Raw genomic sequence first — 25,014 nt, 5'->3', positions numbered from 1 at the left:
GATCCTAGGATGGACGGCATGGTCACTCCCGTCGCCGTCGTCGGCGCCACCGGTCGTCTCGGGGGCCTCGTGGCCTCCGTCGTCGAGGAACTCCCGGAGTTCGAGCTCGTCGCCCGTCTGTCCTCGAAGGACGGCGCGCACGAGGCGCCGCCCTCGGTCTTCGGCGGCGCGGCAGTCGTCGTCGACGTGACCGTGCCGTCGCTCAGCCCGGCGATCGTGGAGAACGCGCTGTCGAGCGGCGCGAACGTGCTCGTCGGCACCTCCGGCTGGTCGCTCGACCGGCTCGCCAAGCTCCGCTCCGGGCTGCAGGAGCGCCCGGAGCAGGGGGTGCTCGTCGTCCCGAACTTCTCGATCGGCTCGGTGCTCGGCACGCACCTGGCGACGATCGCGGCGCCGTGGTTCCCGGCCGCCGAGATCGTCGAGACCCACCACGCCGGCAAGATCGACTCGCCCTCGGGCACCGCGGTGCGCACGGCGGAGCTGATGGCGGACGCCCGGCGCGAGGTCGGCCCGGTGGACGCCCCGCACGTCGACCAGCGCGCCCGCGGCCAGCAGGTCGCGAGCGTGCCGATCCACTCGCTCCGGCTGCCGGGCGTGAAGGCTGTGCAGGACGTCGTGCTGAGCGGCCCCGGCGAGACGCTGACGATCCGGCACGACACCAACGACGACGTCGCCTACGTGGCGGGCATCCGTGCCGCGCTGGCGAACGTGGTCTCGGCGCGCGGGCTCACCGTGGGCCTCGGCAGCGTCCTCGGCATCGGCTGACGGCCGTGGGTCGGATGGAGCGGGCCGGACGCAGGATCCGCTCACCGTTCTGGGGCGCGGCGCTGATGGCGGTGCTGCTCGCCCTCTACATCGGGCTCGTCGGGCACCGCGCCGTCGCCTTCATCGCGACCGGCGTCCCGATCGGCATCGCCATCGGCGTCGCGCTGTTCGTCGTCGCCGCGATCGGGGCGCTCCTGCTCGTGCTCGAGTTCCGCTTCGGCATCCGCATCACCCGGCTCGGCGCACGGCTCGAGGCCGAGGGTGGGGCACCGGAGGACGTCGTCCCGGTCCGCCCCTCCGGCCGACCGGTGCGCGACGCCGCCGACGAGCTGTTCCCGCAGTACCGCGACGCGGTTGAGCAGGACCCGACCGACTGGCGGGCCTGGTACCGGCTCGGCGTGGTCTACGACGCCGCCGGGGACCGCAAGCGTGCGCGAGCGGCGATGCGCACCGCCCTGGCGCGCGCTGCCGGCCGCTGACCGCTGGCCCGTCAGCCGCTGACCGCTGGCTCGTCGGCGGCCTGCGCGACGGATCAGAAGACGGCGTCGATCGCGTCCGCCGCCTGCGTGTACCGGAACGTGTAGCCGGACTCGAGCAGCTTCGTGGGGACCATCCGCTGGCTCGACAAGAGCATGTCGTCGGCCGCGTCGCGCAGCGCCAGGCGCAGGGCGAACTCCGGGATCCGGAACAGGTACGGCCGGTGCAGCACCTCGGCGACGTGCTTCGTGATGCGGTCGGCGACGACGGGCTCGGGGCCCGCGAGGTTCACCGGACCGGTCACGTCCGGTGCCGCGGTCGCCAGGTGCACGATCGCGCCGACCTCGTCCTCGAGCGCGATCCACGGCCAGTGCTGCCCACCGGTGCCGAGCCGGCTGCCGACGCCGAGCTTCGTGAGCGGGACGAGGGGTGCGAGTGCCCCGCCGCCCTTGCCGATGACGATGCCGGTGCGGAGCGTGACGACGCGGACCCCCGCGGGCGCGGCGTTCGCAGCCGATTCCCACGCCGTGCAGACGTCGGCGAGGAAGCCCGTGCCCGGGGCCGCGTCGTCCTGCAGCACGTCGGCCGGGCGGTCGCCGTACACGCCGGAGGCCGAGCCCGACAGGAACAGTGCCGGGGGAGTGGCGGCGTGCCGCATCGCCTCGACCAGGGTGTCGGTGGCGTCGATGCGCGAGCTGCGGATCTCCTTGCGGTACGCGTCCGTCCACGGCAGCTTGCCGATGTTCGCGCCGGCCAGGTTGATCACGACGTCGGCGCCGTCCACGATCGCGGGGTCGAGGGGACGTCGCCCCGGTGCCCAGCGGAACTCGGTCGCGGTGCGCGCTTCGCGGCGGACGAGCGTGGTGACGTGGTGACCCGCCTCGCGCAGGGCACGGACGAGGGGCGTCCCGATGAACCCGGACGAGCCGGCCACCAGGATCGAGAGCGGTTGTTCCGTCGTGTCGGGCATGCCCGCAACGCTACTCACACCGACGTAGGCTTCTGTGTGTGACCGACAGCGAGACCGTACAGCCCGACGCCTCCGTCCCGACGCCCTACGAAGACCTGCTCCGCCGGGTCCTCACCGAGGGATCGCCGAAGGGCGACCGCACCGGCACCGGGACCCGGAGCCTGTTCGGCGCACAGCTCCGCTACGACCTGTCGGAGGGCTTCCCGCTCGTCACCACGAAGCGCGTGCACTTCAAGTCGGTCGCGTACGAACTCCTGTGGTTCCTGCGCGGCGAGGGCAACGCGACCTGGCTGCAGGAGCACGGCGTCCGGATCTGGAACGAGTGGGCGGACGAGGACGGTGACCTCGGCCCGGTGTACGGCGTGCAGTGGCGCTCGTGGCCGACCCCCTCCGGTGAGCACGTCGACCAGATCGCCCAGGTCATCGAGCAGATCAAGACGAATCCGGACAGCCGCCGGCTCATCGTCTCGGCGTGGAACGTCGCGGACGTGCCGGACATGGCGCTCGCCCCGTGCCACGCCTTCTTCCAGTTCTCCGTCAACGACGGCAAGCTCTCGTGCCAGCTCTACCAGCGCAGCGCCGACATGTTCCTCGGCGTCCCGTTCAACATCGCCTCGTACGCGCTGCTGACCCACATGATCGCGGCGCAGACCGGGCTCGAGGTCGGCGACTTCGTCTGGACCGGCGGCGACTGCCACATCTACGACAACCACGTCGAACAGGTCGAGGAGCAGCTGTCCCGCACCGCCTACCGACTGCCGACGCTCGAGCTCGCCGCGCGCGACTCGATCGACGACTACGAGTACGAGGACTTCACCGTCGTCGGCTACGAGCACCACCCGGCGATCAAGGCCGCGGTCGCCGTCTGATGATCGGCATGGTCTGGGCCCGCTCGACCAACGGCGTCATCGGGGCCGACGGCGGCATGCCCTGGCACGTGCCGGAGGACCTGGCGCACTTCAAGCAGGTCACAGGCAACGCGACCGTGCTGATGGGCCGGCGCACCTGGGGGTCCCTGCCCGAGCGCTTCCGGCCGCTGCCCGGGCGGCGCAACGTCGTGCTGACCCGTGACGCGACGTGGACGGCCGACGGGGCCGAGGTCGTGCACGACCTGCAGGCCGCGCTCGACACCGACGAGACCGTCTGGGTCATCGGCGGCGGCCAGGTGTACGACGCCGCACTCGACGCGGCCGACCACGTCTCCGAGACCCTCATCGACGTCGACGTCGCGGGGGACACCGCGGCGCCCGAGCTCGGCGACGACTGGACCCTGGTCGACGACGGCCCGTGGCAGGAGTCCCGGAACGGCGGCACCCGCTACCGGTTCCTGGAGTGGCAGCGCCGCGCCTGAGTGCCCGGTGTCGCCGGGCGTGACCGGCGGGACGGACGTGATCCGGGCCTCCTGTCCGCGCCGCAGGCGGTCCACCGTCCACACGGACGGCGGTCCTCGCGCGCATCCCCGGTACGCTGGTGCCCGTGTCCCCGCGTGAGAATCCCTTCGGTCAGGTCCTCGTCGCCCTCGTGACCCCGTTCACGGCCGACGGCGAGGTCGACTGGCCCGGCGTCGAGCAGCACATCGACGACTGCATCACCGCCGGCGCCGACGGCATCGTCGTGACCGGTACGACCGGCGAGACGTCGACGCTGACGGACCCGGAGAAGCTCCGGTTGGTCGAGGTCGGCAAGTCCGTCGCCGCCGGCCGCGCGAAGATCATCACGGGTGGTGGCTCGAACGAGACCGCCCACGCGATCCACCTGTACAAGCAGAGCGAGAAGGCCGGCGCCGACGGCGTGATGATCGTCACGCCGTACTACAACAAGCCGACGCAGTCGGGTGTCCTCACCCACTTCCGGATGATCGCGGACGCCACCGACCTGCCGGTGATCCTCTACGACATCCCGGGCCGCACCGGCATCCCGATCACGTACGACACGATCCTGCGTGCGTCGAAGCACCCGAACATCCTCGCCGTGAAGGACGCCAAGGGCGACTTCGCCGAGGTCTCGCGCGTGCTGAACAACACCGACCTGATGTACTTCTCCGGCGACGACACGAACGTGCTCCCACACCTGTCGATCGGCGCCACCGGCCTGATCGGCGTGACCGCGAACATCACGAGCGCGCCGTACCGCACCATCGTCGACGCCGTGAACCGGGGCGACCTGGCCACCGCGACGGCCGAGCACAAACGACTCGAACCGCTCGTCCGCGCCGTGATGACCCACGTTCCGGGTACCGTGGCCGCGAAGTACATCCTGCACGGGCTGGGCCGCATCGGCAGCCCGCGCGTCCGACTGCCGCTCGTCGGCCCCGAGGACTCCGAGGCGTACGCCATCGAGACCTCGCTCGAAGCAGTGTGCGACGTACCCGGCGCCGACTTCTCGAACTTCCGCCCCGACCGCAACGCGGCGGCCGGCGGTGCACTACCGAAGGTGCCAGGCACCACCCGCTAGCGAACACCGCGGCGCGCAGCACGCGCGTCGCCCGAATCCGTAGGACCGAATGCCCACACAGATCTCCGAACCGCAGCCGCTCGAAGCCGGCACCCTCCGCGTCGTCCCCATCGGGGGCCTCGGCGAGATCGGTCGCAACATGACCGTCTACGAGTACGAGGGCAAGCTGCTCATCGTCGACGCCGGCGTGCTGTTCCCCGAGGAGCACCAGCCCGGTGTCGACCTGATCCTGCCGGACTTCTCGCCGATCCGGGACCGCCTCGACGACGTCCTCGGTGTCGTGCTCACGCACGGCCACGAAGACCACATCGGCGCCGTCCCGTACCTGCTCAAGCTCCGCGACGACATCCCGCTGATCGGCTCCACGCTGACCCTCGCTCTGGTCGAGGCGAAGCTCAAGGAACACCGGATCAAGCCGTACACGCTCGTCGTGGCCGAGGACCAGACCGAGCAGATCGGCCCGTTCCACCTCGAGTTCGTCGCCGTGAACCACTCCATCCCGGACGCCCTCGCCGTCGCGATCACGACCCCCGCCGGTCGTGTCCTGCACACGGGCGACTTCAAGATGGACCAGCTCCCGCTGGACGACCGCATCACCGACCTCCGTGCGTTCGCGCGTCTGGGCGAGGCCGGGGTGGACCTGTTCCTGCCGGACTCCACGAACGCCGACGTGCCGGGCTTCACCGCTCCGGAGCGCGACATCGGCCCGGTGCTCGAGAACATCATCATGCGCGCCCGCAAGAAGGTCGTCGTGGCGAGCTTCTCGTCGCACGTGCACCGCGTGCAGCAGGTCCTCGACGCCGCCGCGGCCGCGAACCGCAAGGTCGCGTTCATGGGCCGCTCGATGATCCGCAACATGACGATCGCCGCCGAGCTCGGGTACCTGCGGGTGCCGGAGAACGTGCTCATCGACACGAAGAAGGCGAAGAACGTCCCCGACGACCAGATCGTCTACATGTCGACCGGGTCGCAGGGCGAGCCGATGGCCGTCCTGGCCCGCATGGCGAACCTCGAGCACCAGATCGAGATCGGCGAGGGCGACACCGTCATCCTCGCGTCGTCGCTCATCCCGGGCAACGAGAACGCCGTGTACCGCGTCATCGACGGGCTGACCAAGCTCGGTGCGAAGGTCGTGCACAAGGGCAACGCGAAGGTGCACGTCTCCGGACACGCCTCCGCCGGCGAGCTGCTCTACTGCTACAACATCCTGCGTCCGCGCAACGTGCTCCCCGTCCACGGCGAGCACCGCCACCTGTACGCGAACGCCGACCTGGCGATCCAGACGGGTGTCCCGCCGCGCAACGTCATCCTCGGGCAGGACGGCATCGTCGTCGACCTGAAGGACGGCGTGGCGACGGTCGCCGGGCAGCTCGACATCGGGTACGTCTACGTCGACGGCTCCACCGTCGGCGAGATCACCGACGCCGACCTCAAGGACCGCCGTGTCCTCGCGGAGGAGGGCTTCATCTCGATCTTCGCCGCGGTGGACTTCACCACGGGGCAGTGCGTGATCGGCCCGGAGATCCAGTCGCGCGGGTTCGCCGAGACCGACGCGGTCTTCGACGACGTCCGTCCGCAGATCGCCAAGGCCCTGGCCGAGGCCGCCGCCAACGGCACCCGCGACTCGCACGCGTTCGCGCAGGTCGTCCGCCGCACCGTCGGCCGCTGGGTGAACACGAAGCACCGTCGCCGTCCGATGATCGTCCCGGTGGTCATCGAGGCGTAGCGCGCCACGATCGCGTTCGTCGCGTTCGTCGCGTTCGTCGCGTTCGGCCGGGAGGCCCGTCCAGCGTCCGTCACGGACGCTGCGGCGGGCCTTCCTGCGTTTGTCCTGAGCGGGCGTTAGGGTTCTGCCCATGGCCGGAGGCACCAAGTCGACCACGCGCTCGCGCGCGTCCACGTCGTCCCGTGGCAACGGGACGCGCGGTTCGTCGCGCACCCAGGCCACGACGAAGAAGCTGCCGCAGGCCGCACCGACACCGGTGTTCCGCGAGCAGAACCCGCTCGTGACCTTCTGGCTCGCGATGGCGCACGGCGTCGGGGCGATGTTCCGGCTGCTCGGCAAGGAGACCCTCGAGAAGGACCAGCGGCGCGACGGGTTCCCGTTCCTGCTGTTCCTGCTCGCCATCGCCGGCGGGGTCGTGGAGTGGCTCAACCCGACCAACAGCGTCTCCGTCGCTCTCGACGCGTACACGTTCGGCGGGCTGTTCGGCCGTCTGGCGTTCGCGCTGCCCGTGATCATGATCGTGTTCGCCGGGTGGCTGTTCCGGCACCCCGCGTCCGTGCACGACAACACCCGGATCGGCATCGGGCTGGGCATCCTGATCGTGTCGATCGCCTCGCTCTGCCACGTGTTCGGCGGCCGACCGAGCGCGGCCGACGGCATGCCCGCGCTGGCCGCGGCCGGCGGTGTCCTCGGCTGGGTCGTCATCGGCTGGCTCGTCACCATCGCGACCGCCTGGGTGGCCGTGCCCGTGGCGATCGTGCTGCTCGTGCTCTCGCTCTTCATCATCACCAAGACCCCACCGAACAAGCTCGGTCGGCGTCTGCACGAGCTCTACTCCTACCTGTTCGGCGCACCGGCCCCCGCGGCCGAGCCCGAGGTCGACGCAGCCGCCGTCGCGGAGCCCGCCGCCCGTGCCCGTGCAACCAAGCGGGGCAAGAAGGGCGACACCGACTTCCAGCTGTTCGACGACCTCGGGTTCGGTGACCAGCAGGCGGCCGCCGCGGCCGAAGCCGAGGCCGGTGGCGACACCGTGCCGTGGTGGCGCCGGAACAAGTCCGGTCGCGAAGAAGACCCGGCGTACGACAGCCCGGTGCTGCCCCCGGCCACCGGTGTGGCCCCGGCGGCCCTGCCGGCCGCGCCCGCCGCCGCCGCACCCGCTGCACCGGTCGTCAGCCCGAACGCCGGCGCTGCTGCCGGGCTCGTCGACCTGACGCCGGCCGAGCCCGCGTCGGTCAACCTCAACGACTCCGTCGAGCAGGACCTGCAGGACGCCGAGCAGGCCCTCCGCGCGTTCGGCACCGACGTCCCCGCGCGGCCGGAGCCGACCGCCGACATCCGTCCCGTGGTCCCCGAGGTGCTCTCCGAGCCCGAGGTCGTCGACGAGCCGGAGGACATCGACGCCGCCGCCGAGCTCAGTGCGGCCGCCGCCGGCTCCGACGAGGACCCTTCGAAGCCCTACCGCCTGCCCGCCGCGACGACCCTGAGTTCGGGCACACCCTCGGTCGCTCGCAGCCAGGCGAACGACGACATCGTCGCGGCCATCACCGGCGTGCTCACCGAGTTCAAGGTCGACGCGAAGGTCACCGGCTTCTCCCGCGGGCCGACGGTCACCCGGTACGAGATCGAGCTCGGCCCCGGCGTCAAGGTCGAGCGCGTGACGGCGCTGTCGAAGAACCTGTCGTACGCGGTCGCCTCGAACGAGGTCCGGATCCTGTCGCCGATCCCGGGCAAGAGCGCCATCGGTGTCGAGATCCCGAACACCGACCGCGAGATCGTGTCCCTCGGCGACGTCCTGCGTTCGAACGCCGCACGCAAGTCGAAGCACCCGATGACGATCGGCGTCGGCAAGGACGTCGAGGGCGGCTTCGTCGTCGCGAACCTGGCGAAGATGCCGCACCTGCTCGTCGCCGGCTCCACCGGTTCCGGCAAGTCGGTGTTCATCAACTCGATGATCACGTCGCTGCTCATGCGGGCGAAGCCGTCCGAGGTCCGCATGGTCCTGGTCGACCCGAAGCGCGTCGAGCTCTCGATCTACGCCGGTGTCCCGCACCTCATCACGCCCATCATCACGAACCCGAAGAAGGCGGCAGAAGCGCTGCAGTGGGTCGTGAAGGAGATGGACATGCGGTACGACGACCTGGCGTCGTTCGGTTTCCGCCACGTCGACGACTTCAACAAGGCGATCGAGAACAACGAGATCGTCCTGCCGTCGGGCAGCGAGCGGAAGCTCAAGCCGTACCCGTACCTGCTCGTCGTCGTCGACGAGCTCGCCGACCTCATGCTCGTGGCGCCGCGCGACGTCGAGGAGTCGATCGTCCGCATCACCCAGCTCGCCCGTGCCGCCGGCATCCACCTGGTGCTCGCGACGCAGCGCCCGTCGGTCGACGTCATCACCGGGCTGATCAAGGCGAACGTGCCGTCGCGCATCGCCTTCGCGGTGACGAGCGTCACGGACTCCCGCGTCATCCTCGACCAGCCCGGTGCCGACAAGCTGATCGGCCAGGGCGACGCGCTGTTCCTGCCGATGGGTTCGTCCAAGTCGCTCCGTGTGCAGGGCGCCTGGGTGCAGGAGGGCGAGGTCGCCGAGGTCGTCCAGCACGTGACGCGCCAGGCCCAGCCCGAGTACCGCCAGGACGTCCAGGCCGTGGTCGAGCGCAAGGAGATCGACGCCGACATCGGCGACGACCTCGAACTGCTGCTCGCGGCCGTCGAGCAGGTCGTCTCGACCCAGTTCGGTTCGACGTCGATGCTGCAGCGCAAGCTCCGCGTCGGTTTCGCCAAGGCCGGTCGTCTGATGGACCTGATGGAGTCGCGCGACATCGTCGGGCCGTCCGAGGGCTCCAAGGCCCGCGACGTCCTGGTGACCGCCGACCAGCTGCCCGCGGTGCTCGCGAAGCTCCGCGGCGAGGAGCCGCCCGCCGCAGCCGCTCCGGCAGCAGCCGCGCCGACACCGTCCGCCGACGCTGACCGGTACGGCGCCGACCCCGTCGGGGACATGACCCGCGGGTACGATGAAGTCCACGACGAGCCCGATGAGGACGCGTGGGGACTGACGGGCAGGGAGTGACGGCGATGACCGCCTCGGACAGCACGAACACCACGCACGGCGCACGGTTCCCGTGGCGCGGCCGGTTGCTGCGCAAGGGCCCCGGCCCGGCGTCGACCGCCAACGTGGCGAACATCATCACGGTGGTGCGCATCCTCATGGCGCCGCTGTTCTTCGTCCTGCTGCTGGCCGACACCGGCAACGACGGACCACTGCGCATCTGGGCGGCGGTCGTGTTCGTCGTCGCGATCGTCACGGACAGCGCCGACGGCATCATCGCCCGCCGCCAGAACCTGGTCACCGACTTCGGCAAGCTCGTCGACCCGATCGCCGACAAGGTGCTCATCGGTGGTGCGCTCGTCGCCCTGTCGATCCTGCAGGAACTGCCCTGGTACGTGACAGTGCTGATCATGGTGCGCGAGATCGGCATCACGGTGTTCCGCTTCGCCGTGCTGTCGGACCGGGTGATCCCGGCCAGCCGCGGCGGCAAGATCAAGACCGTGCTGCAAGCCGTCGCCCTGACGGCCGCGCTGTTCCCCTGGTGGAACCTCGTCGGCGACTGGGCGCACTGGGTCAACGGCATCCTGATGACGGCCGCGTTCCTGGCAACGATCCTGAGCGGGATCGACTACCTGTGGCAGGCATGGAAGCACAACCGCACCACAGCGTGACCGGGCCCGACCGCTCGACGCAGGCCGCGCCTCCCGTCCCGGTCGCACCAGGACTCATCGCCGAGCTGACGGCACGGGGGGAGACCCTCGCAGTGGCGGAGTCGCTCACCGGCGGGCTCGTCGTCGCGACGCTCGTCGACGTGCCGGGCGCCAGTGCCGTCGTGCGCGGCGGCGTCGTGGCGTACGCGACGCCCGTGAAGCACTCTGTGCTCGGGGTGTCGGCGTCCCTGCTCGAGGCGGAGGGGGCCGTCCACCCGGAGGTCGCTCGGCAGATGGCCGCCGGTGTCCGGATCGCGCTGTCCGTCGACGGGGAACCCGCGACGTGGGGGATCAGCACGACGGGCGTCGCCGGTCCGGACCCGCAGGACGGCAAGCCCGTCGGCACGGTGTACGTCGGGATCGCGTCCGCCGCCGGGGCCGAGGCCTTCGCGCTCCACCTCGACGGTGACCGGGAAGCAATCCGGCACGCCACCGTCTCCGAACTCCTGTCACGGATGTCGTCCGAAGTCCGGGGCCGGGAATAGGTCCCGTTTCCGCCGGGTTACATCTCACGAAATCTCCAGCAGTACGGCAGCCAGCCTGGCTAGCATGCTGCAACCGGCAACGCTACTGTTGCTGAACCCGAACTCGATCCACCGGACCGAGCGGGCGCGGAGACGACAGAGAGGAGGAGTTCTCATGGTTCTCGTTCGTCAGGAAATCGGCGATGTGCTCCGGGACTTCCGCTTGCAGAAGGGCCGGACCCTCCGTCAGGTCGCGTCCAAGGCCAGTGTCGCGCTCGGGTACCTCAGTGAGGTCGAGCGCGGGCAGAAGGAAGCCAGCTCGGAGATCCTCGCGTCCGTCGCGGACGCTCTGGAGACGCCCATCTCGACCATCATGCGCGAAGTGGGTGACCGCCTCGCGATCGTCGAGGGGCTGACCCCTGTCCCCGACACGCTCCCGGACGACCTCGTCGCCGAGTTCGACAACGACCTCGCGGTGCGCTGACCCGCACCGCACCGAACGCCCCCGCCGGTCCTTCCCGGCGGGGGCGTTCTGCGTTCCGGCCCACGACCGCACGCTTAGGCTGGTCGGATGCGCGTGAGTGAGTTCTGGCGAGCCGTCGACCAGGTGTTCGGGGAGGCCTACGGGTCCGTGGTGACCCGCGACGTCGTGCTCGAGCAACTGGGTGGTCGCTCGGCCGTGGATGCCATCGACGCCGGCATCGACGCCCGCCGGGTGTGGGACGCCCTGTGCGACTCGCAGGACGTTCCGATGGACCGACGGCACGGCAAGGGGCTCGCCGAACCCCAGGACTGACCAGGTTCCACGGAGCCGGTACCCGAAACTGTGTTCGGCGTGTTGCTCGAACGCGTGTTCGATCGGTGGTAGCTTCCTCCACAGCGGCGTCGCCCGGGTGTTCCATCCACAGATCGCGTGACCGTCGGCAGTGATGTCGGTGGCCCGCCATAGGTTGATGGACATCGGGAACAGCCCGAAGCCTTGTCGCAGAACCACCGGCCTTGCACCATCGGCCGGCGTGGACGCGACAGCCTACAGGCGGCCGAACACGAGCACGAAGGAGCACCCCATGCCATCACCGGCAGACCGCGAGAAGGCCCTCGAGACCGCACTCGCTCAGATCGACAGGCAGTTCGGCAAGGGTGCGATCATGCGCCTCGGTTCGGACGAACGCGCCCCCGTCAACGTCATCCAGACCGGGTCGGTGGCGCTGGACGTCGCGCTCGGCATCGGTGGCCTGCCCCGTGGCCGCATCGTCGAGATCTACGGCCCGGAGTCGTCGGGTAAGACGACCCTCACCATCCACGCCATCGCCAACGCCCAGCGCGCCGGTGGCATCGCAGCCTTCATCGACGCGGAGCACGCGCTCGACCCCGAGTACGCCAAGAAGCTCGGTGTCGACATCGACGCCCTGCTCGTGTCGCAGCCCGACACCGCCGAGCAGGCGCTCGAGATCGCGGACATGCTGGTCCGCTCTGGCTCCATCGACCTCATCGTGATCGACTCCGTCGCAGCCCTCGTGCCCCGCGCCGAGATCGAGGGCGAGATGGGCGACTCGCACGTCGGTCTGCAGGCCCGCCTCATGTCCCAGGCGCTGCGAAAGCTCGCCGGTGGCCTGAACCAGACGCAGACCACGATGATCTTCATCAACCAGCTGCGCGAGAAGATCGGCGTGTTCTTCGGTTCGCCGGAGACCACCTCGGGTGGTAAGGCGCTGAAGTTCTACGCGTCCGTCCGCCTCGACATCCGTCGCATCGAGACGCTCAAGAGCGGCACCGACGCCGTGGGCAACCGCACGCGCGTCAAGGTCGTCAAGAACAAGATGGCGCCGCCCTTCAAGCAGGCCGAGTTCGACATCCTGTACGGCGTCGGCATCTCGCGCGAAGGCTCGCTGCTCGACTTCGGTGTCGACCACGGCATCGTCAAGAAGTCGGGTGCCTGGTACACCTACGACGGCGACCAGCTCGGGCAGGGCAAGGAGAACTCGCGTTCCTTCCTGATCCAGAACCCCGAGATCGCTGCCGAGATCGAAGGCAAGATCCTCGCCAAGCTCGGCGTCGGTGGCGCCAAGGCCGAGGACGCCCCGGTCGAGTCGATCGCGCCGAAGCTCGCGGAGCGCAAGGGCGCGTGAGCACCGACCACGACGACGACGGCCTCGCACCGGTCACCGACCTGTTCGGTGCGAGGTCGCGTCGTCGCGCTCCGGTGTCACCCGCGATGCCGGACATCCCCGCACCCCCGGTGTCACCGGACGAGCCGCGTGACGCCGATGGCTGGGCGCTTCCCGGGCCGGACGACGTCCGGCCGGACGAGGCCCCTACCGCGTTCGACGCGGACACGCCCGTGCCCCTGCCCTTGCACGGTGCCCGTGGTCCGGCCGCGTGGGTGTCGCCCGTCATCGGCGACGGCAGCGGGCGCTCAGCGCGTTCCGAGCAGGACGGCTACGCCTCCGAGACCGCCGACGCCACCACGGCCTCGGTCTTCTCGATCGCCGGGGGCGAGGAGATCGACCCCGCCGACGCGCCTCGTCCGCTCGACGAACAGCGTGCCGACGCCGAGCGGCTCAGCCTCCGTGCCCTCGGGCGCAAGGGCGTGAGCGAGTCCGAGATGCGGACGCTGCTGCTCCAGCAGGACCTCGACCCCGACGTGGTCGAGCACGAGATCGAACGGCTGACCCGTGTCGGCCTGCTCGACGACGTCGCCCTCGCCACCGACCTGGTGGACCGCCTGCACGCTCGCAAGGGCCTCGGCCGACAGGGCGTCGTGACCGAACTCCGTCGCCGGGGCATTGACCAGGTGGCGATCGACACCGCGCTGGACGAAGCAGCCGACGACGAGGACGACGAGTTCCTCCGCGCCCAGGAGCTCGCCGACAAGCGTGCTCCGCAGATGCGCGGCCTCGACCGGGCCACGGCGGAACGTCGGCTGTCCGGCTTCCTGATGCGCAAGGGCTACAGCTCCGGCGTCGTCCGGATCGCCGTCGAACGGGCCCTCGGCGGCGGCGGGAAGCGCCCACGACCCGGCGGCGGGACCGTTCGGTTCGAGTAGTCGGCCCGACCTACACTGGGACGACCATGGCCACCGTCGCAGCGCGCCCCCGCACCTACGAAGTCCGCACCTACGGGTGCCAGATGAACGTGCACGACTCCGAGCGGTTGAGTGGGTCACTGCAGGCCGCCGGGTACACCGCTGCCGACGGCGAGCAGGCCGACGTCGTGGTCATCAACACCTGCGCGGTGCGCGAGAACGCGGACAACCGCCTGTACGGCAACCTCGGACAGCTCGCGGGCATCAAGCGCGAGCACCCCGGCATGCAGATCGCTGTCGGCGGGTGCCTGGCGCAGAAGGACAAGAACGTCATCCTCGAGAAGGCGCCGTGGGTCGACGTCGTCTTCGGGACGCACAACATGGGGTCGCTGCCGACGCTGCTCGAGCGGGCGCGGCACAACGACGAGGCGCAGATCGAGATCCTCGAGGCGCTCGACGTGTTCCCCTCGACGCTGCCGACCAAGCGGGACTCCACGCACAGCGGCTGGGTGTCGATCTCGGTCGGCTGCAACAACACCTGCACGTTCTGCATCGTCCCCTCGCTCCGCGGCAAGGAGAAGGACCGCCGCCCCGGTGACGTCCTCGCCGAGATCCAGGCGCTCGTCGACGACGGCGCGATCGAGGTCACGCTGCTCGGCCAGAACGTCAACTCCTACGGCGTGGAGTTCGGCGACCGGCAGGCGTTCGGCAAGCTGCTGCGCGCTACCGGCACGATCGAGGGGCTGGAGCGCGTTCGGTTCACGAGCCCGCACCCGGCGGCCTTCACCGACGACGTCATCGACGCGATGGCCGAGACGCCGAACGTCATGCCGCAGCTGCACATGCCCCTGCAGTCCGGTTCCGACCGGATCCTCAAGGCGATGCGGCGGAGCTACCGCAGCGAGCGGTTCCTCGGCATCCTCGACCGAGTCCGCGCGAAGATCCCGCACGCGGCGATCTCCACCGACATCATCGTCGGGTTCCCCGGCGAGACCGAGGCCGACTTCGCGGACACCCTGCGCGTCGTCGAGCAGGCCCGCTTCGCCTCGGCCTTCACGTTCCAGTACTCGATCCGCCCGGGCACGCCGGCCGCCACGATGGCCGACCAGCTGCCGAAGCAGGTCGTGCAGGAGCGCTACGAACGACTCGTCGCCCTGCAGGAACGCATCACTGCGGAGGAGAACGCCCGCCAGGTCGGTCGCAGCGTCGAGGTCCTCGTCGCCTCGGGCGAGGGGCGGAAGGACGACGCCACCCGTCGGCTGTCCGGCCGTGCCCAGGACTCCCGGCTCGTGCACTTCGCCGTGCCCGCCGGCTCTGAGGTCCCGCGCCCCGGCGACGTCGTGACGGTGGACATCACGCGTGCTGCGCCGCACTTCCTGCTCGCGGACGACGACGCTCCGCTGCGCATCCGGCGCACCCGGGCCGGGGACGCCTGGGACCGCGCGCAGGCCGAGAGCTGCGGCGTGCCCACCCCGGCCGCCGAAGCCGGTGGCCCTCGTCCGGTCTCGCTCGGGCTGCCAACGCTCCGTGTCGGCCGCTGAGCTCCCCGGGGCTGCGCCGACGAGCGCCGCATCGCCCGCGTCCGGTGACGCCGCCGAGTCGCCCGCGTCCGGTGACGCCGCCGAGTCGCCCGCAGACGGTGACGCCGCGGACCTGATCGCAGTCGTCGGGGCGACCGGGACGGGCAAGTCCGACCTCGGCATCGCGATCGCCGACCGACTCCGTGCCGCAGGCCGGAACGCCGAGATCATCAACGCCGATGCGATGCAGCTGTACCGCGGCATGGACATCGGGACCGCGAAGCTCCCGCCGGGCGAACGACACGGGGTCCCGCACCACCAGCTCGACGTGCTCGACGTCACCGACGAGGCGAGCGTCGCCGCGTACCAGGTCGCCGCACGGGCAGACGTCGAACGGATCCAGGCCGACGGCGGCGTGGCCGTCCTCGTCGGCGGAAGCGGCCTCTACGTCTCCGCGGTGCTGTTCGACCTGTCGTTCCCCGGCACCGACCCCGAACTCCGCGCACAGCTCGAGCGGGAGCACGAGGAACTCGGTCCGGGCATCCTGCTCGAACGGCTCCGCACCCTCGACCCGGCGGCCGCAACGACGATCGACGCACGCAACCCACGGCGGTTGATCCGGGCACTCGAGATCGCGAGCCGATCCGAGGTCGTGACCCCGAGCCTCCCGGCCGCGCCCCCCGCCTGGCGACCGTCCCGCATCCTGCACCTGCGTCGTGACCGTGAGCAGCTGGTGTCGGCGCTGCACGCGCGGGCGGCACGGATGTTCGACGCCGGACTCGTCGACGAGGTCGCTGCGCTCCGCGAGCAGGGGCTGGAGCAGGGCAAGACGGCGCGGGGCGCGATCGGGTACTCGCAGGCACTCGAGGTGCTGGGCGGCACGTCGACGGTCGACCACGCGGTGGAGGCGACCGGCATCGCGACCCGGAAGTACGCCAGGCGCCAGGTCTCCTGGTTCCGGCGCTACGCCGACGCCGAGACGCTCGACGTCACCGGGGCGGACCGCGGCGACCTGTCGGCACTGGCCCGTAGGATCGTGCCGTGACCGAGCTGCACTTCACCAAGGGCCAGGGGACCGGCAACGACTTCGTCCTGTTCGCCGACCCCGACGCCACCGTCGACCTGACCCCCGAGCGGGTCCGTGCCATCGCGGACCGACGCTTCGGCGTGGGCGGCGACGGCGTGATCCGGGCGGTGCGGTCCGAGGCGATCCCCGAGGGGCGCGCGCTCGTGGCCGTCGAGCCCGAGGCCACCTGGTTCATGGACTACCACAACGCCGACGGCACGGTCGCGGAGATGTGCGGCAACGGCATCCGGGTGTTCGCCCGGTACCTGACCGAGTCCGGCCTGGTCGACCTCGCCCCCGGTGAGACGCTGACGGTGGGCAGCCGCAAGGGCCTGGTCGACATCCGACGCACGACGAACGGGTTCACCGCCGATCTCGGGCGCTGGGGCCTCGGGATCGAGGGAGGTGGGTCCGACGACGTGCTCGTCCGGGCGAAGAACCTCGACGGGGCGCGGCCGGGCATCGGCATCGACGTCGGCAATCCGCACGTGGTCGTCGCCGTCGAGACCGAAGACGAACTGGCCGACCTCGACCTGACCTTCCTGCCCGTGCTCGACCCGGCGCCGGAGCACGGTGCGAACGTCGAGTTCGTGCTGCCGGGCGATCCGCTCATCAAGGACGGCGTCGGCGAGATCACCATGCGGGTGCACGAGCGGGGGAGCGGTGAGACGCTCTCGTGCGGCACCGGGGCCGTGGCGGCCGCCCTCGCGACGCGCTACTGGGTCGGGGCTGGTGCGCCGGACACCTGGCGCGTGCGGGTGCCGGGTGGGCTGCTGACCGTGCGGATGACGGCGACCGAGGACGGCGAGCACGTGTCGCTGTCCGGGCCGGCCGAGCTCGTCTTCTCGGGCGACCTGACGGTCTGACGCAGGTGCGCGGTGCGCGCGGCTCGGCGCGTGGGCGCTTCGCCCCGCGGCGCTTCGTGAGCAGAAGTGGTCGGGTGCCCAGCGGCAGCCCGACCATTCCTGCTCACGAAGTGCAGACACACGAAGTGCACGCACACGAAGTGCAGACACACGAAGTGCACGCGCACGAAGTGCGCACGCGCCCTACGCGCTGCGCTGCACGCGGATGACGCGGAAGCCCTTGGCAGTCGACTCGCGGGTGACGGAGAACCCCGAGCCGAGCGCCCCGACGAGCCACTTCTGCAGCGAGTCGCCGCCGAGGTCCTTCGACACGACGAGCCAGGCGTCACCCCCGACCTCGAGCCGGGGCAGCCAGGTCAGCAGGATCTCGTGCAGCTCGTCCTTGCCCACGCGGATCGGCGGGTTCGACCAGATCGTGCGGAAGCGCAGGTCGGCCGGCACGTCGTCGGGGAGCGCGATCGTCACGTTCGTCGCCCCGGCGGTCACAGCGTTGGCGCGGGCGAGTCCGAGCACCCGCTCGTTCACGTCGACGCCCCAGACGTGGGCGTCCGGGGACTGCAGCGCCATCGTGATCGCGATCGGACCCCAGCCGCAGCCGATGTCGAGCAGCGCGCCGTCAGCCGCGGGTGCCGGCACCGAACCGAGCAGGACCTTCGTGCCACGGTCGACACCGTCCGGGCTGAAGACCCCGGCAGCGGTGGCCAGGGTGAGGGGCTGACCGGCGAGCGTGACGTCCACCTGGCGGGGCCGGACGTCGCTCTCGGGGTTGGCCGAGAAGTAGTGGTCGTTCGCCATGGATGAACCGTACCGGCAACCGAGTGTGTCGGAGGGCCGCCGGAGGTAGCCTGTGCACAGGATGACGGATACCCATCAGCAGAACCACCAGACCAACGACGACAGCGCAGACGGTGTCGTCGAGAGGGTGTTGCGCAACGCAGACCGCCGCGCGGCATCGTCCATCTTCGCACCCGCCCAGGCCATCCAGACGCAGTCGGTCGACGACCGCAGCTGGACCGGCGACGGCGACCAGTACGACCGTGAGGACCGTGCGGCGCTGCGCCGTGTCGCCGGCCTCTCCACCGAACTCGAGGACGTCACCGAGGTCGAGTACCGCCAACTGCGGCTCGAGCAGGTCGTCCTCATCGGCGTGTACCCCCAGGGCGACGCGCAGGACGCCGAGAACTCCCTGCGCGAGCTGTCCGCCCTGGCCGAGACGGCCGGCGCAGTCGTGCTCGACGGGCTCCTGCAGCGCCGACCGCACCCGGACGCCTCGACCTACCTCGGCAAGGGCAAGGCGGAAGAGCTCGCGATGATCGTGAAGGCCACCGGCGCCGACACCGTGATCGCGGACACCGAGCTCGCTCCCTCGCAGCGTCGTGCGCTCGAGGACGTCGTGAAGGTCAAGGTGATCGACCGCACGGCCGTGATCCTCGACATCTTCAGCCAGCACGCCAAGAGCCGCGAGGGCAAGGCGCAGGTCGAACTCGCCCAGCTCGAGTACCTGCTGCCGCGGCTGCGCGGGTGGGGTGACTCGATGTCCCGGCAGGCCGGTGGCCAGGTCTCGGGCGGTGCGGGCATGGGCTCGCGCGGCCCCGGTGAGACCAAGATCGAGCTGGACCGCCGTCGCATCCACACCCGGATGGCCAAGCTGCGCCGCCAGATCGCCGGGTTCCGCCCCGCGCGTGAGGCCAAGCGCGCCGAGCGCAACCGCAACGAGGTGCCGAGCGTCGCGATCGCGGGCTACACCAACGCCGGCAAGTCGTCGCTGCTCAACCGGCTGACGAGCGCGGGCGTGCTGGTGCAGAACCAGCTGTTCGCGACGCTGGACGCCACGGTCCGCCGGACCGAGAGCACCAAGGGCCGTGAGTACACGTTCGCCGACACCGTCGGCTTCGTGCGCAACCTGCCGCACCAGCTCGTCGAGGCCTTCCGCTCCACCCTCGAAGAGGTCGGCGACGCCGACGTCATCGTGCACGTGGTCGACGGCTCGCACCCCGACCCCGGGGCGCAGCTGTCCACCGTGCGCGAGGTCATCGGCGACGTCGGGGCCGGCGACATCCCGGAGATCGTCGTCTTCAACAAGGCCGACCTGATCGACGACGCGCAACGCCTCGTGCTCATCGGACTCGTGCCGGACGCGGTGTTCGTGTCCGCACGCACCGGCGAGGGCATCCCGGAGCTCCTCAGCGTCATCGAGGACCGCCTGCCCGAGCCCGACGTCGACCTGACGATCGTGGTGCCGTACGACCGCGGCGACCTGGTGTCGTCGCTGCACGACGCGGGATCGGTCGAGTCCGTCGACTACGCCGAGGACGGCACGCGCCTGCGGGTGCGCGTCTTCCAGCGGCAGGTCTCCGAGCTCGAGCCGTACGTGGTCACGCCCGCCACGACCGTCTGACGGTCGGCTCCGGCAGGCGCTGCCGCGCGGTCTGGAGGCCCGTCACGGGTCCGCTAGACGCCGTCGCGTCACCGAGACGCCCCGGAACACACGAAACGCCGCCGATTCCGGCGGCGTTTCGTCGTGCAGGGGGCGTCGGACGGTGACGACGGCGTCTCGCGCCGGTGCAGCGCGAGTCGCGGGCCGCGCTCAGAGGGAGCGGAGGACCGCGACGACCTTGCCGAGGACCGAGGCCGCGTCGCCGAGGATCGGCTCGAAGGCGGAGTTGCGCGGCAGCAGCCACGTGTGACCGTCGCGCTGGCGGAAGACCTTGACGGTCGCCTCTTCGTCGAGCATGGCCGCGACGATGTCACCGTTCTCGGCGGTCTGCTGTGACCGGACGACGACCCAGTCGCCGTCGCAGATCGCGGCGTCGATCATCGACTCGCCGACGACCTTGAGCATGAAGAGCTCACCGGTGCCGACGAGCTGGCGGGGGAGCGGGATGATCTCGTCGACGTGCTGCTCGGCGGTGATCGGGACACCGGCGGCGATCCGGCCGACGAGGGGCACGAGCGTGGTGGCGTCGATGTCCGGGCCACCGGCGTCGGAGGACGGCTCGTCCACCAGGACCTCGAGCGCACGAGGGCGGTTCGGGTCGCGACGGATCCAGCCGCCGAGCTCGAGCTGGCCGAGCTGGTGGGAGACGCTCGAGAGCGAGGAGAGCCCGGCCGCGTCGCCGATCTCACGCATGCTCGGCGGGTAGCCCCGGGAGGCGATCGACGCGCGGATCGCGTCGAAGATCGCCTGCTGCTTCGGCGTCAGCGGCTTCTGGCCCCGCAGTTCGTCCACCACGTCGTCTCGCTTTCGTCGGTGCCGGTCCGGCCGCGGCGGGAATGTCGGTGGTCCCCGTCAGGCTTGTCCCAGTCGATCGAAACAGTATCCGACCAGCCAGGGCCGGACAAACACCTGTTCGAGCGTGTCGCAAGAAAACCCCGCAGAAATCCTCTCCCAGGACTTGTGCGTCGTCTGATTCGAAACTATGTTCGGTACACGACTTCGGTTCCACCGAACGGGAAGGCAAGAACGACATGAGCACCATCGCCATCGCTGACATCCAGCGCACCGCGGCGCCCGCCGTGCGTACCCGCCTGCGTCTGACGCGTCGCGGCCGCATCGTCTTCACGACGCTCGCTGCGATCCCGCTCCTCATCGTCGTCGCCCTCGGCGTGCTCAACGGTGGACAAGCGTCCGCCGGTGACGCCACCGCCGGCGGCACCCGTACCCCGTTCGAGACCGTGACGATCCAGCCCGGCGAGACGCTCTGGCAGCTCGCCGAGCAGACCGCGCCCAACTCCGACCCGCGCGATTTCGTGCAGGACGTCGTGAGCCTCAACGCGCTCGACGGCTCCGCGCTGCAGGCCGGCGAAGAGATCGCCATCCCCACCAAGTACACCAACGGCGAGTAGTCAGCCGGACAGCGCCGTCCAGACGGCTGGTGGTCGCACGGTGACAGCGGCCTACGATGGATCGGTGGCATTCACGCTCGAAGACCTCCCGATCCGAGACGACCTGCGCGGGCAGAGCCCCTACGGCGCCCCGCAGAAGCACGTCCGCGTGCAGCTCAACGTCAACGAGAACACGCATCCCGTTCCGGACGACGTCGCTGCCGACATCGTCGAGTCGATCCGGCAGGCCCTGTTGACGGTCAACCGGTACCCGGATCGCGAGTTCACCGAGCTCCGGCAGTCGCTCGCCAACTACCTCGGGCACGACCTGACCGCCGAGCAGCTCTGGGCGGCGAACGGGTCGAACGAGGTGCTGCAGCAGCTCCTCCAGGCGTTCGGTGGACCCGGTCGCTCGGTCCTCGGGTTCCCGCCCACGTACTCGATGCACTCGATCCTCGCGTCGGGCACCGGAACCACCTGGATCCCGGCGCAGCGCGACGACGAGTTCGGCATCTCGCCCGAGACCGTCGTGGCGGCGATCCGCGAGCACCAGCCGGACATCGTGTTCCTGTGCGGGCCGAACAACCCGACGGGCACGCCGCTCGACATCGAGACGATCGCGGCCGCCTACGACGCGACCGACGGCATCGTGATGGTGGACGAGGCGTACGCCGAGTTCATGCCGTCCGAGGCCCCGAGCGCCCTCACCCTGCTGCCCGGTCGTGAGCGCCTGGTGGTCTCCCGCACGATGAGCAAGGCGTTCGCGTTCGCTGGCGCCCGGGTCGGGTACATGGCCGCGCACCCCGCCGTCGTCGACGCCGTCCGGCTGGTCCGACTGCCCTACCACCTGTCCGCGCTCACGCAGGCTGCGGCGATCGCGGCACTCCGGCACGCGCCCGAGATGCTGGCGATGGTCGACGACATCAAGGCGCAGCGTGACCGCATGGTCACCGAGCTCCGGGCGATGGGGTACCGCACGTACGAGACCTGGTCGAACTTCGTGCTGTTCGGTGGTGTGGCCGACCCGCACGCCGCGTTCGAGGCACTGCTCGAGCGCGACGTCATCGTGCGCGACCTCGGGATCCCGAACCACCTGCGAGTCAGTGCGGGGACCGAAGCCGAGACGACCGCGTTCCTCGACGCCATGCGGCAGGTCGCCGCCGAGCAGCCGCCGGTTAGGGTTGAGGCATGACCGCCCGCACCGCCTCGATCAGCCGTTCGACGAGCGAATCGAGTGTCGAACTCGAGCTCGACCTGGACGGCACCGGGACCTCGTCGATCTCGACCTCCGTCCCGTTCTTCGACCACATGCTGACCGCGTTCAGCAAGCACTCCCTCATCGACCTGCGGGTGCGCTCGACCGGCGACACCGACATCGACGTGCGCCACACGGTCGAGGACACCGGCATCGTGCTCGGACAGGCGATCAAGCAGGCCCTCGGTGACCGCTCCGGCATCGGCCGGTACGGCGACGCCCTGGTCCCGCTCGACGAAGCGCTGGCCCAGGCCGTCGTGGACGTCTCGGGGCGCCCGTTCCTGGTGCACTCCGGCGAGCCCGCGGGCTTCGAGTTCCACCGCATCGGTGGCCACTTCACCGGCTCGATGGTCCGCCACGTGTTCGAGGCGATCACGTTCAACGCCGGCATTACCGTCCACGTCCGCGTGCTCGAGGGCCGCGACCCCCACCACATCGCCGAAGCCGAGTTCAAGGCGTTCGCCCGGGCCATGCGCACGGCGGTCGAACTGGACCCGCGCGTCGACGGCATCCCCTCCACGAAGGGCGCCCTGTGACCGCCGCCAAGCCGAACGTCGTCGTCCTCGACTACGGGTCGGGCAACGTCCACTCCGCCGCCAAGGCGCTCGAGCGCGCCGGTGCCGACGTCACCCTGACCTCGGACAAGCAGGCGGCGCTCAAGGCCGACGGTCTGCTCGTCCCCGGCGTCGGGGCGTTCGCCGCCGTGATCGACCAGCTCGAAGGCGTGCAGGGCGGCGAGATCGTCGACCACCGTCTGGCCGGCGGGCGACCGGTGCTCGGCATCTGCGTCGGCATGCAGGTCCTGTTCTCGCGCGGCATCGAGCGCGGTGCCGACGTCGAGGGGCTCGGCCAGTGGCCCGGCACCGTGCAGGAGATCCAGGCCGAGGTGCTGCCGCACATGGGCTGGAACACCGTGCAGGCCCCCGAGGACTCCGTGCTGTTCGACGGGCTGCACGACGAGCGCTTCTACTTCGTGCACTCCTACGGCGTGACCGACTTCCCGCTCGAGGCGTACGGGCCGTTCCGCGCGCCCCGTCTGACCTGGGCCGAGCACGGGCAGCCGTTCATCGCCGCGGTCGAGAACGGGCCGCTCACCGCCACGCAGTTCCACCCCGAGAAGTCCGGCGAGCCGGGCATCCGCCTGCTCTCCAACTGGGTGCGCTCGCTTTGAACCCGGCCGGCGCCGGGCGTGACGGCCGTGCCGGACGCGCACCGGGCCTCCAGGCCGAACGCAGCCCCTTCTCCACCGCAACGAAACCGACAGGACCATGACCGACCTCACCGACACCCCGCCCCTCGTCCTGCTGCCGGCCGTCGACGTCGTCGACGGGCAGGCGGTGCGGCTCACCCAGGGCGAGGCGGGGAGCGAGACCGGCTACGGCGACCCCGTCGCCGCCGCACGCACCTGGCGTGACCAGGGTGCGGAGTGGATCCACCTGGTGGACCTCGACGCCGCCTTCGGTCGTGGCGACAACCGCCGGGTCATCGCGCACGCGATCCGCGAGGTCGAGGGCGTGTCCGTCGAGCTCTCCGGTGGTATCCGCGACGACGCCTCGCTCGAGGCAGCGCTGGCGACCGGCGCCGCTCGCATCAACCTCGGCACCGCAGCGCTCGAGAACCCCGACTGGGCCGCCCGCGTGATCGGAGAGTACGGCGAGCAGATCGCCGTCGGGCTGGACGTCCGCGGCACCACGCTCTCGAGCCGCGGCTGGACCGAGGACGCCGGTGACCTGTGGGAGGTCCTCGACAGGCTCGAGGCCGCCGGGTGCGCCCGCTACGTGGTGACCGACGTCACCAAGGACGGCACGCTGCAGGGGCCGAACGTCGAACTGCTCCGCCAGGTGTGCGACCGGACCGACCAGCCCGTGGTGGCCTCCGGCGGGATCTCGACCCTCGACGACCTGCGTGCGCTGCGCGAACTCGTGCCGTACGGGCTCGAGGGCGCCATCATCGGCAAGGCGCTGTACTCCGGGGCGTTCACGCTGCCGGCCGCGCTCGACATCGCCACCGAGTAACGCCGTGGCGGGCATCTCCAACGGCCGCGGCACCGGGCCGGACGCCGACGACGCGCACACCCCGGGTGGTGCGGCGGACTCGGCGGGCTTCTCGTGGGAGGGCCGCACGTTCGACCACCACGGCACCGCCTTCGCCGACGACGACGGGCTCGCCGATCCCGCAGTGGTCGCCGCGATCGGCTCGCTCGCCAGCGGCGGGTCCCAGGCGACGATCGTCGAGTCACTCCGCACCGCCCGTCTGCTCATCCCGCTCATCGCCGAGGCCGGCGACGTGGGGGAGACCGACGCGGGCAAGCTCGTCGACAAGACCCAGGAACTCTCGATCGTGACGGTCGCCGGCCCGGACGGCCGCAGTGTCATGCCGGCGTTCACCTCGGTCGACGCGATGCACGCCTGGGACCCGGACGCGCGCCCCGTGCCGGTGGAGTCCCGCCGTGTGGCGATGGCCGCGGCGAGCGAGGACACCCAGCTCGTCGTGCTCGACCCGAAGTCGCCGACCGAGTTCGTGCTGCGTCGTCCGGCGGTGTGGGCACTCGGACAGGACCTGCCGTGGACCCCGTGCTTCGAGGACCCCGAGGTCGCGCAGGCCTTCGCGACATCAGTAGCCCAGGAGCCCAGCGTCGCCCGTGTCGAACTCGCGCCCGGCGACCCGGTCGGTCGGTTCGCCGGGCCGGAGCTGACGGTGGGCCTGGCGCTGCACCCGGGGCTCGACCGCGAGCAGGTCGGCGAGCTCGTCGGCCGGCTGCAGCAGCGGTGGTCGACCGACCCCGTGATCGCCGAGCGGGTCGACAGCATGCGCGTCGCCCTGCGCGCTGCCTGACGAGCTGCGG

At 70.8% G+C, this 25,014-nt stretch carries 26 protein-coding genes; 23 read left to right on the top strand and 3 right to left on the bottom strand.

Features of this window, described 5'->3' with window-relative positions; translation table 11 throughout:
* The first annotated feature begins 18 nt into the window (after positions 1-18).
* Positions 19-765, top strand: a complete 747-nt coding sequence (locus KK097_RS02780) for a 4-hydroxy-tetrahydrodipicolinate reductase (protein WP_250896385.1) — start codon at positions 19-21, stop codon at positions 763-765.
* A gap of 14 nt (positions 766-779) precedes the next feature.
* On the top strand, positions 780-1,244 hold the full coding sequence (locus KK097_RS02775; protein WP_214543625.1) for a tetratricopeptide repeat protein: 465 nt from the start codon (positions 780-782) through the stop codon (positions 1,242-1,244).
* A gap of 53 nt (positions 1,245-1,297) precedes the next feature.
* Here KK097_RS02775 and KK097_RS02770 read toward each other — a convergent pair whose 3' ends face one another.
* The gene (locus KK097_RS02770; RefSeq protein WP_214543624.1) at positions 1,298-2,212 is read right to left on the bottom strand and encodes a TIGR01777 family oxidoreductase; all 915 of its coding nucleotides are present in this window, start codon (positions 2,210-2,212) and stop codon (positions 1,298-1,300) included.
* A 38-nt stretch (positions 2,213-2,250) separates the two neighbouring features.
* Here KK097_RS02770 and KK097_RS02765 point away from each other — a divergent pair, with 38 nt between their 5' ends.
* From KK097_RS02765 to dapF, 14 genes are all read left to right on the top strand, one after another.
* Positions 2,251-3,081 carry a thymidylate synthase gene (locus tag KK097_RS02765; protein WP_214543623.1) on the top strand — a complete coding sequence of 277 codons (831 nt, stop codon included), beginning with the start codon at positions 2,251-2,253 and terminating at the stop codon, positions 3,079-3,081.
* Positions 3,081-3,563: a dihydrofolate reductase gene (locus tag KK097_RS02760; RefSeq protein ID WP_214543622.1), complete on the top strand. Its 483-nt coding sequence runs from the start codon at positions 3,081-3,083 to the stop codon at positions 3,561-3,563. The genes KK097_RS02765 and KK097_RS02760 overlap by 1 nt, the downstream gene beginning before the upstream one ends.
* 125 nt (positions 3,564-3,688) lie before the next feature.
* Entirely contained in the window at positions 3,689-4,666 is a 978-nt protein-coding gene (dapA, locus tag KK097_RS02755; RefSeq protein ID WP_214543621.1) for a 4-hydroxy-tetrahydrodipicolinate synthase, read from the top strand.
* 49 nt (positions 4,667-4,715) lie between these two features.
* Positions 4,716-6,392 (top strand): ribonuclease J, encoded by a 1,677-nt coding sequence (locus tag KK097_RS02750; RefSeq protein WP_214530694.1) that lies wholly within the window; start codon positions 4,716-4,718, stop codon positions 6,390-6,392.
* A gap of 130 nt (positions 6,393-6,522) precedes the next feature.
* A complete protein-coding gene (locus tag KK097_RS02745) occupies positions 6,523-9,459 on the top strand; it encodes an FtsK/SpoIIIE family DNA translocase (protein WP_214543620.1) in 2,937 nt (978 codons plus the stop codon).
* A gap of 5 nt (positions 9,460-9,464) precedes the next feature.
* Positions 9,465-10,109: a CDP-diacylglycerol--glycerol-3-phosphate 3-phosphatidyltransferase gene (gene pgsA / locus KK097_RS02740; RefSeq protein ID WP_250896384.1), complete on the top strand. Its 645-nt coding sequence runs from the start codon at positions 9,465-9,467 to the stop codon at positions 10,107-10,109.
* On the top strand, positions 10,106-10,633 hold the full coding sequence (locus tag KK097_RS02735) for a CinA family protein (protein ID WP_214530696.1): 528 nt from the start codon (positions 10,106-10,108) through the stop codon (positions 10,631-10,633). Before pgsA ends, KK097_RS02735 begins: the two co-directional genes overlap by 4 nt.
* A gap of 154 nt (positions 10,634-10,787) precedes the next feature.
* Positions 10,788-11,096: a helix-turn-helix domain-containing protein gene (locus KK097_RS02730; RefSeq protein ID WP_214530697.1), complete on the top strand. Its 309-nt coding sequence runs from the start codon at positions 10,788-10,790 to the stop codon at positions 11,094-11,096.
* Between the two features lie 87 nt (positions 11,097-11,183).
* Complete coding sequence (locus KK097_RS02725) at positions 11,184-11,408, top strand: DUF3046 domain-containing protein (RefSeq protein WP_214543618.1); 225 nt, start codon at positions 11,184-11,186, stop codon at positions 11,406-11,408.
* Between the two features lie 271 nt (positions 11,409-11,679).
* Positions 11,680-12,741, top strand: coding sequence for a recombinase RecA (recA, locus tag KK097_RS02720; protein ID WP_214530699.1), 1,062 nt, complete (start codon positions 11,680-11,682; stop codon positions 12,739-12,741).
* Entirely contained in the window at positions 12,738-13,658 is a 921-nt protein-coding gene (locus KK097_RS18560; RefSeq protein WP_214543617.1) for a regulatory protein RecX, read from the top strand. Before recA ends, KK097_RS18560 begins: the two co-directional genes overlap by 4 nt.
* Before the next feature lie 26 nt (positions 13,659-13,684).
* Positions 13,685-15,178: a tRNA (N6-isopentenyl adenosine(37)-C2)-methylthiotransferase MiaB gene (gene miaB / locus KK097_RS02710; protein ID WP_214543616.1), complete on the top strand. Its 1,494-nt coding sequence runs from the start codon at positions 13,685-13,687 to the stop codon at positions 15,176-15,178.
* A complete protein-coding gene (gene miaA, locus KK097_RS02705; protein WP_307858324.1) occupies positions 15,165-16,202 on the top strand; it encodes a tRNA (adenosine(37)-N6)-dimethylallyltransferase MiaA in 1,038 nt (345 codons plus the stop codon). The genes miaB and miaA overlap by 14 nt, the downstream gene beginning before the upstream one ends.
* The gene (dapF, locus tag KK097_RS02700) at positions 16,199-17,089 is read left to right on the top strand and encodes a diaminopimelate epimerase (RefSeq protein WP_214543615.1); all 891 of its coding nucleotides are present in this window, start codon (positions 16,199-16,201) and stop codon (positions 17,087-17,089) included. The genes miaA and dapF overlap by 4 nt, the downstream gene beginning before the upstream one ends.
* A gap of 183 nt (positions 17,090-17,272) precedes the next feature.
* Here the strand turns inward: dapF and KK097_RS02695 are convergent, their stop codons facing one another.
* Entirely contained in the window at positions 17,273-17,884 is a 612-nt protein-coding gene (locus tag KK097_RS02695; RefSeq protein ID WP_214530703.1) for a class I SAM-dependent methyltransferase, read from the bottom strand.
* A gap of 61 nt (positions 17,885-17,945) precedes the next feature.
* Here KK097_RS02695 and hflX point away from each other — a divergent pair, with 61 nt between their 5' ends.
* Positions 17,946-19,487, top strand: a complete 1,542-nt coding sequence (hflX, locus tag KK097_RS02690; protein WP_214530704.1) for a GTPase HflX — start codon at positions 17,946-17,948, stop codon at positions 19,485-19,487.
* 189 nt (positions 19,488-19,676) lie between these two features.
* On the opposite strand, the gene lexA is transcribed toward hflX, so the two are convergent.
* A complete protein-coding gene (gene lexA / locus KK097_RS02685) occupies positions 19,677-20,321 on the bottom strand; it encodes a transcriptional repressor LexA (protein WP_214530705.1) in 645 nt (214 codons plus the stop codon).
* A gap of 236 nt (positions 20,322-20,557) precedes the next feature.
* Here lexA and KK097_RS02680 point away from each other — a divergent pair, with 236 nt between their 5' ends.
* The 6 genes from KK097_RS02680 to KK097_RS02655 all read left to right on the top strand — a co-directional run bounded on the left by KK097_RS02680 (position 20,558) and on the right by KK097_RS02655 (position 25,004).
* Positions 20,558-20,935 (top strand): LysM peptidoglycan-binding domain-containing protein, encoded by a 378-nt coding sequence (locus tag KK097_RS02680; RefSeq protein ID WP_214530706.1) that lies wholly within the window; start codon positions 20,558-20,560, stop codon positions 20,933-20,935.
* Between the two features lie 64 nt (positions 20,936-20,999).
* A complete protein-coding gene (locus tag KK097_RS02675; RefSeq protein ID WP_214543614.1) occupies positions 21,000-22,106 on the top strand; it encodes a histidinol-phosphate transaminase in 1,107 nt (368 codons plus the stop codon).
* A complete protein-coding gene (gene hisB / locus KK097_RS02670; RefSeq protein ID WP_214543613.1) occupies positions 22,103-22,705 on the top strand; it encodes an imidazoleglycerol-phosphate dehydratase HisB in 603 nt (200 codons plus the stop codon). The genes KK097_RS02675 and hisB overlap by 4 nt, the downstream gene beginning before the upstream one ends.
* Positions 22,702-23,340: an imidazole glycerol phosphate synthase subunit HisH gene (hisH, locus tag KK097_RS02665; RefSeq protein ID WP_017885903.1), complete on the top strand. Its 639-nt coding sequence runs from the start codon at positions 22,702-22,704 to the stop codon at positions 23,338-23,340. The genes hisB and hisH overlap by 4 nt, the downstream gene beginning before the upstream one ends.
* Before the next feature lie 97 nt (positions 23,341-23,437).
* Positions 23,438-24,184: a bifunctional 1-(5-phosphoribosyl)-5-((5-phosphoribosylamino)methylideneamino)imidazole-4-carboxamide isomerase/phosphoribosylanthranilate isomerase PriA gene (priA, locus tag KK097_RS02660; RefSeq protein WP_214543612.1), complete on the top strand. Its 747-nt coding sequence runs from the start codon at positions 23,438-23,440 to the stop codon at positions 24,182-24,184.
* Between the two features lie 4 nt (positions 24,185-24,188).
* Positions 24,189-25,004 carry an SseB family protein gene (locus KK097_RS02655; RefSeq protein ID WP_214543611.1) on the top strand — a complete coding sequence of 272 codons (816 nt, stop codon included), beginning with the start codon at positions 24,189-24,191 and terminating at the stop codon, positions 25,002-25,004.
* Positions 25,005-25,014 lie beyond the last annotated feature (10 nt).

It is taken from the genome of Curtobacterium flaccumfaciens (assembly GCF_018598405.1).
In the GTDB taxonomy this organism is placed as follows: Bacteria; Actinomycetota; Actinomycetes; order Actinomycetales; family Microbacteriaceae; genus Curtobacterium; species Curtobacterium aurantiacum.
The sequence above is the reverse complement of the archived record's forward strand: the minus strand, read 5'-3'. Positions and strand labels throughout refer to the sequence as shown.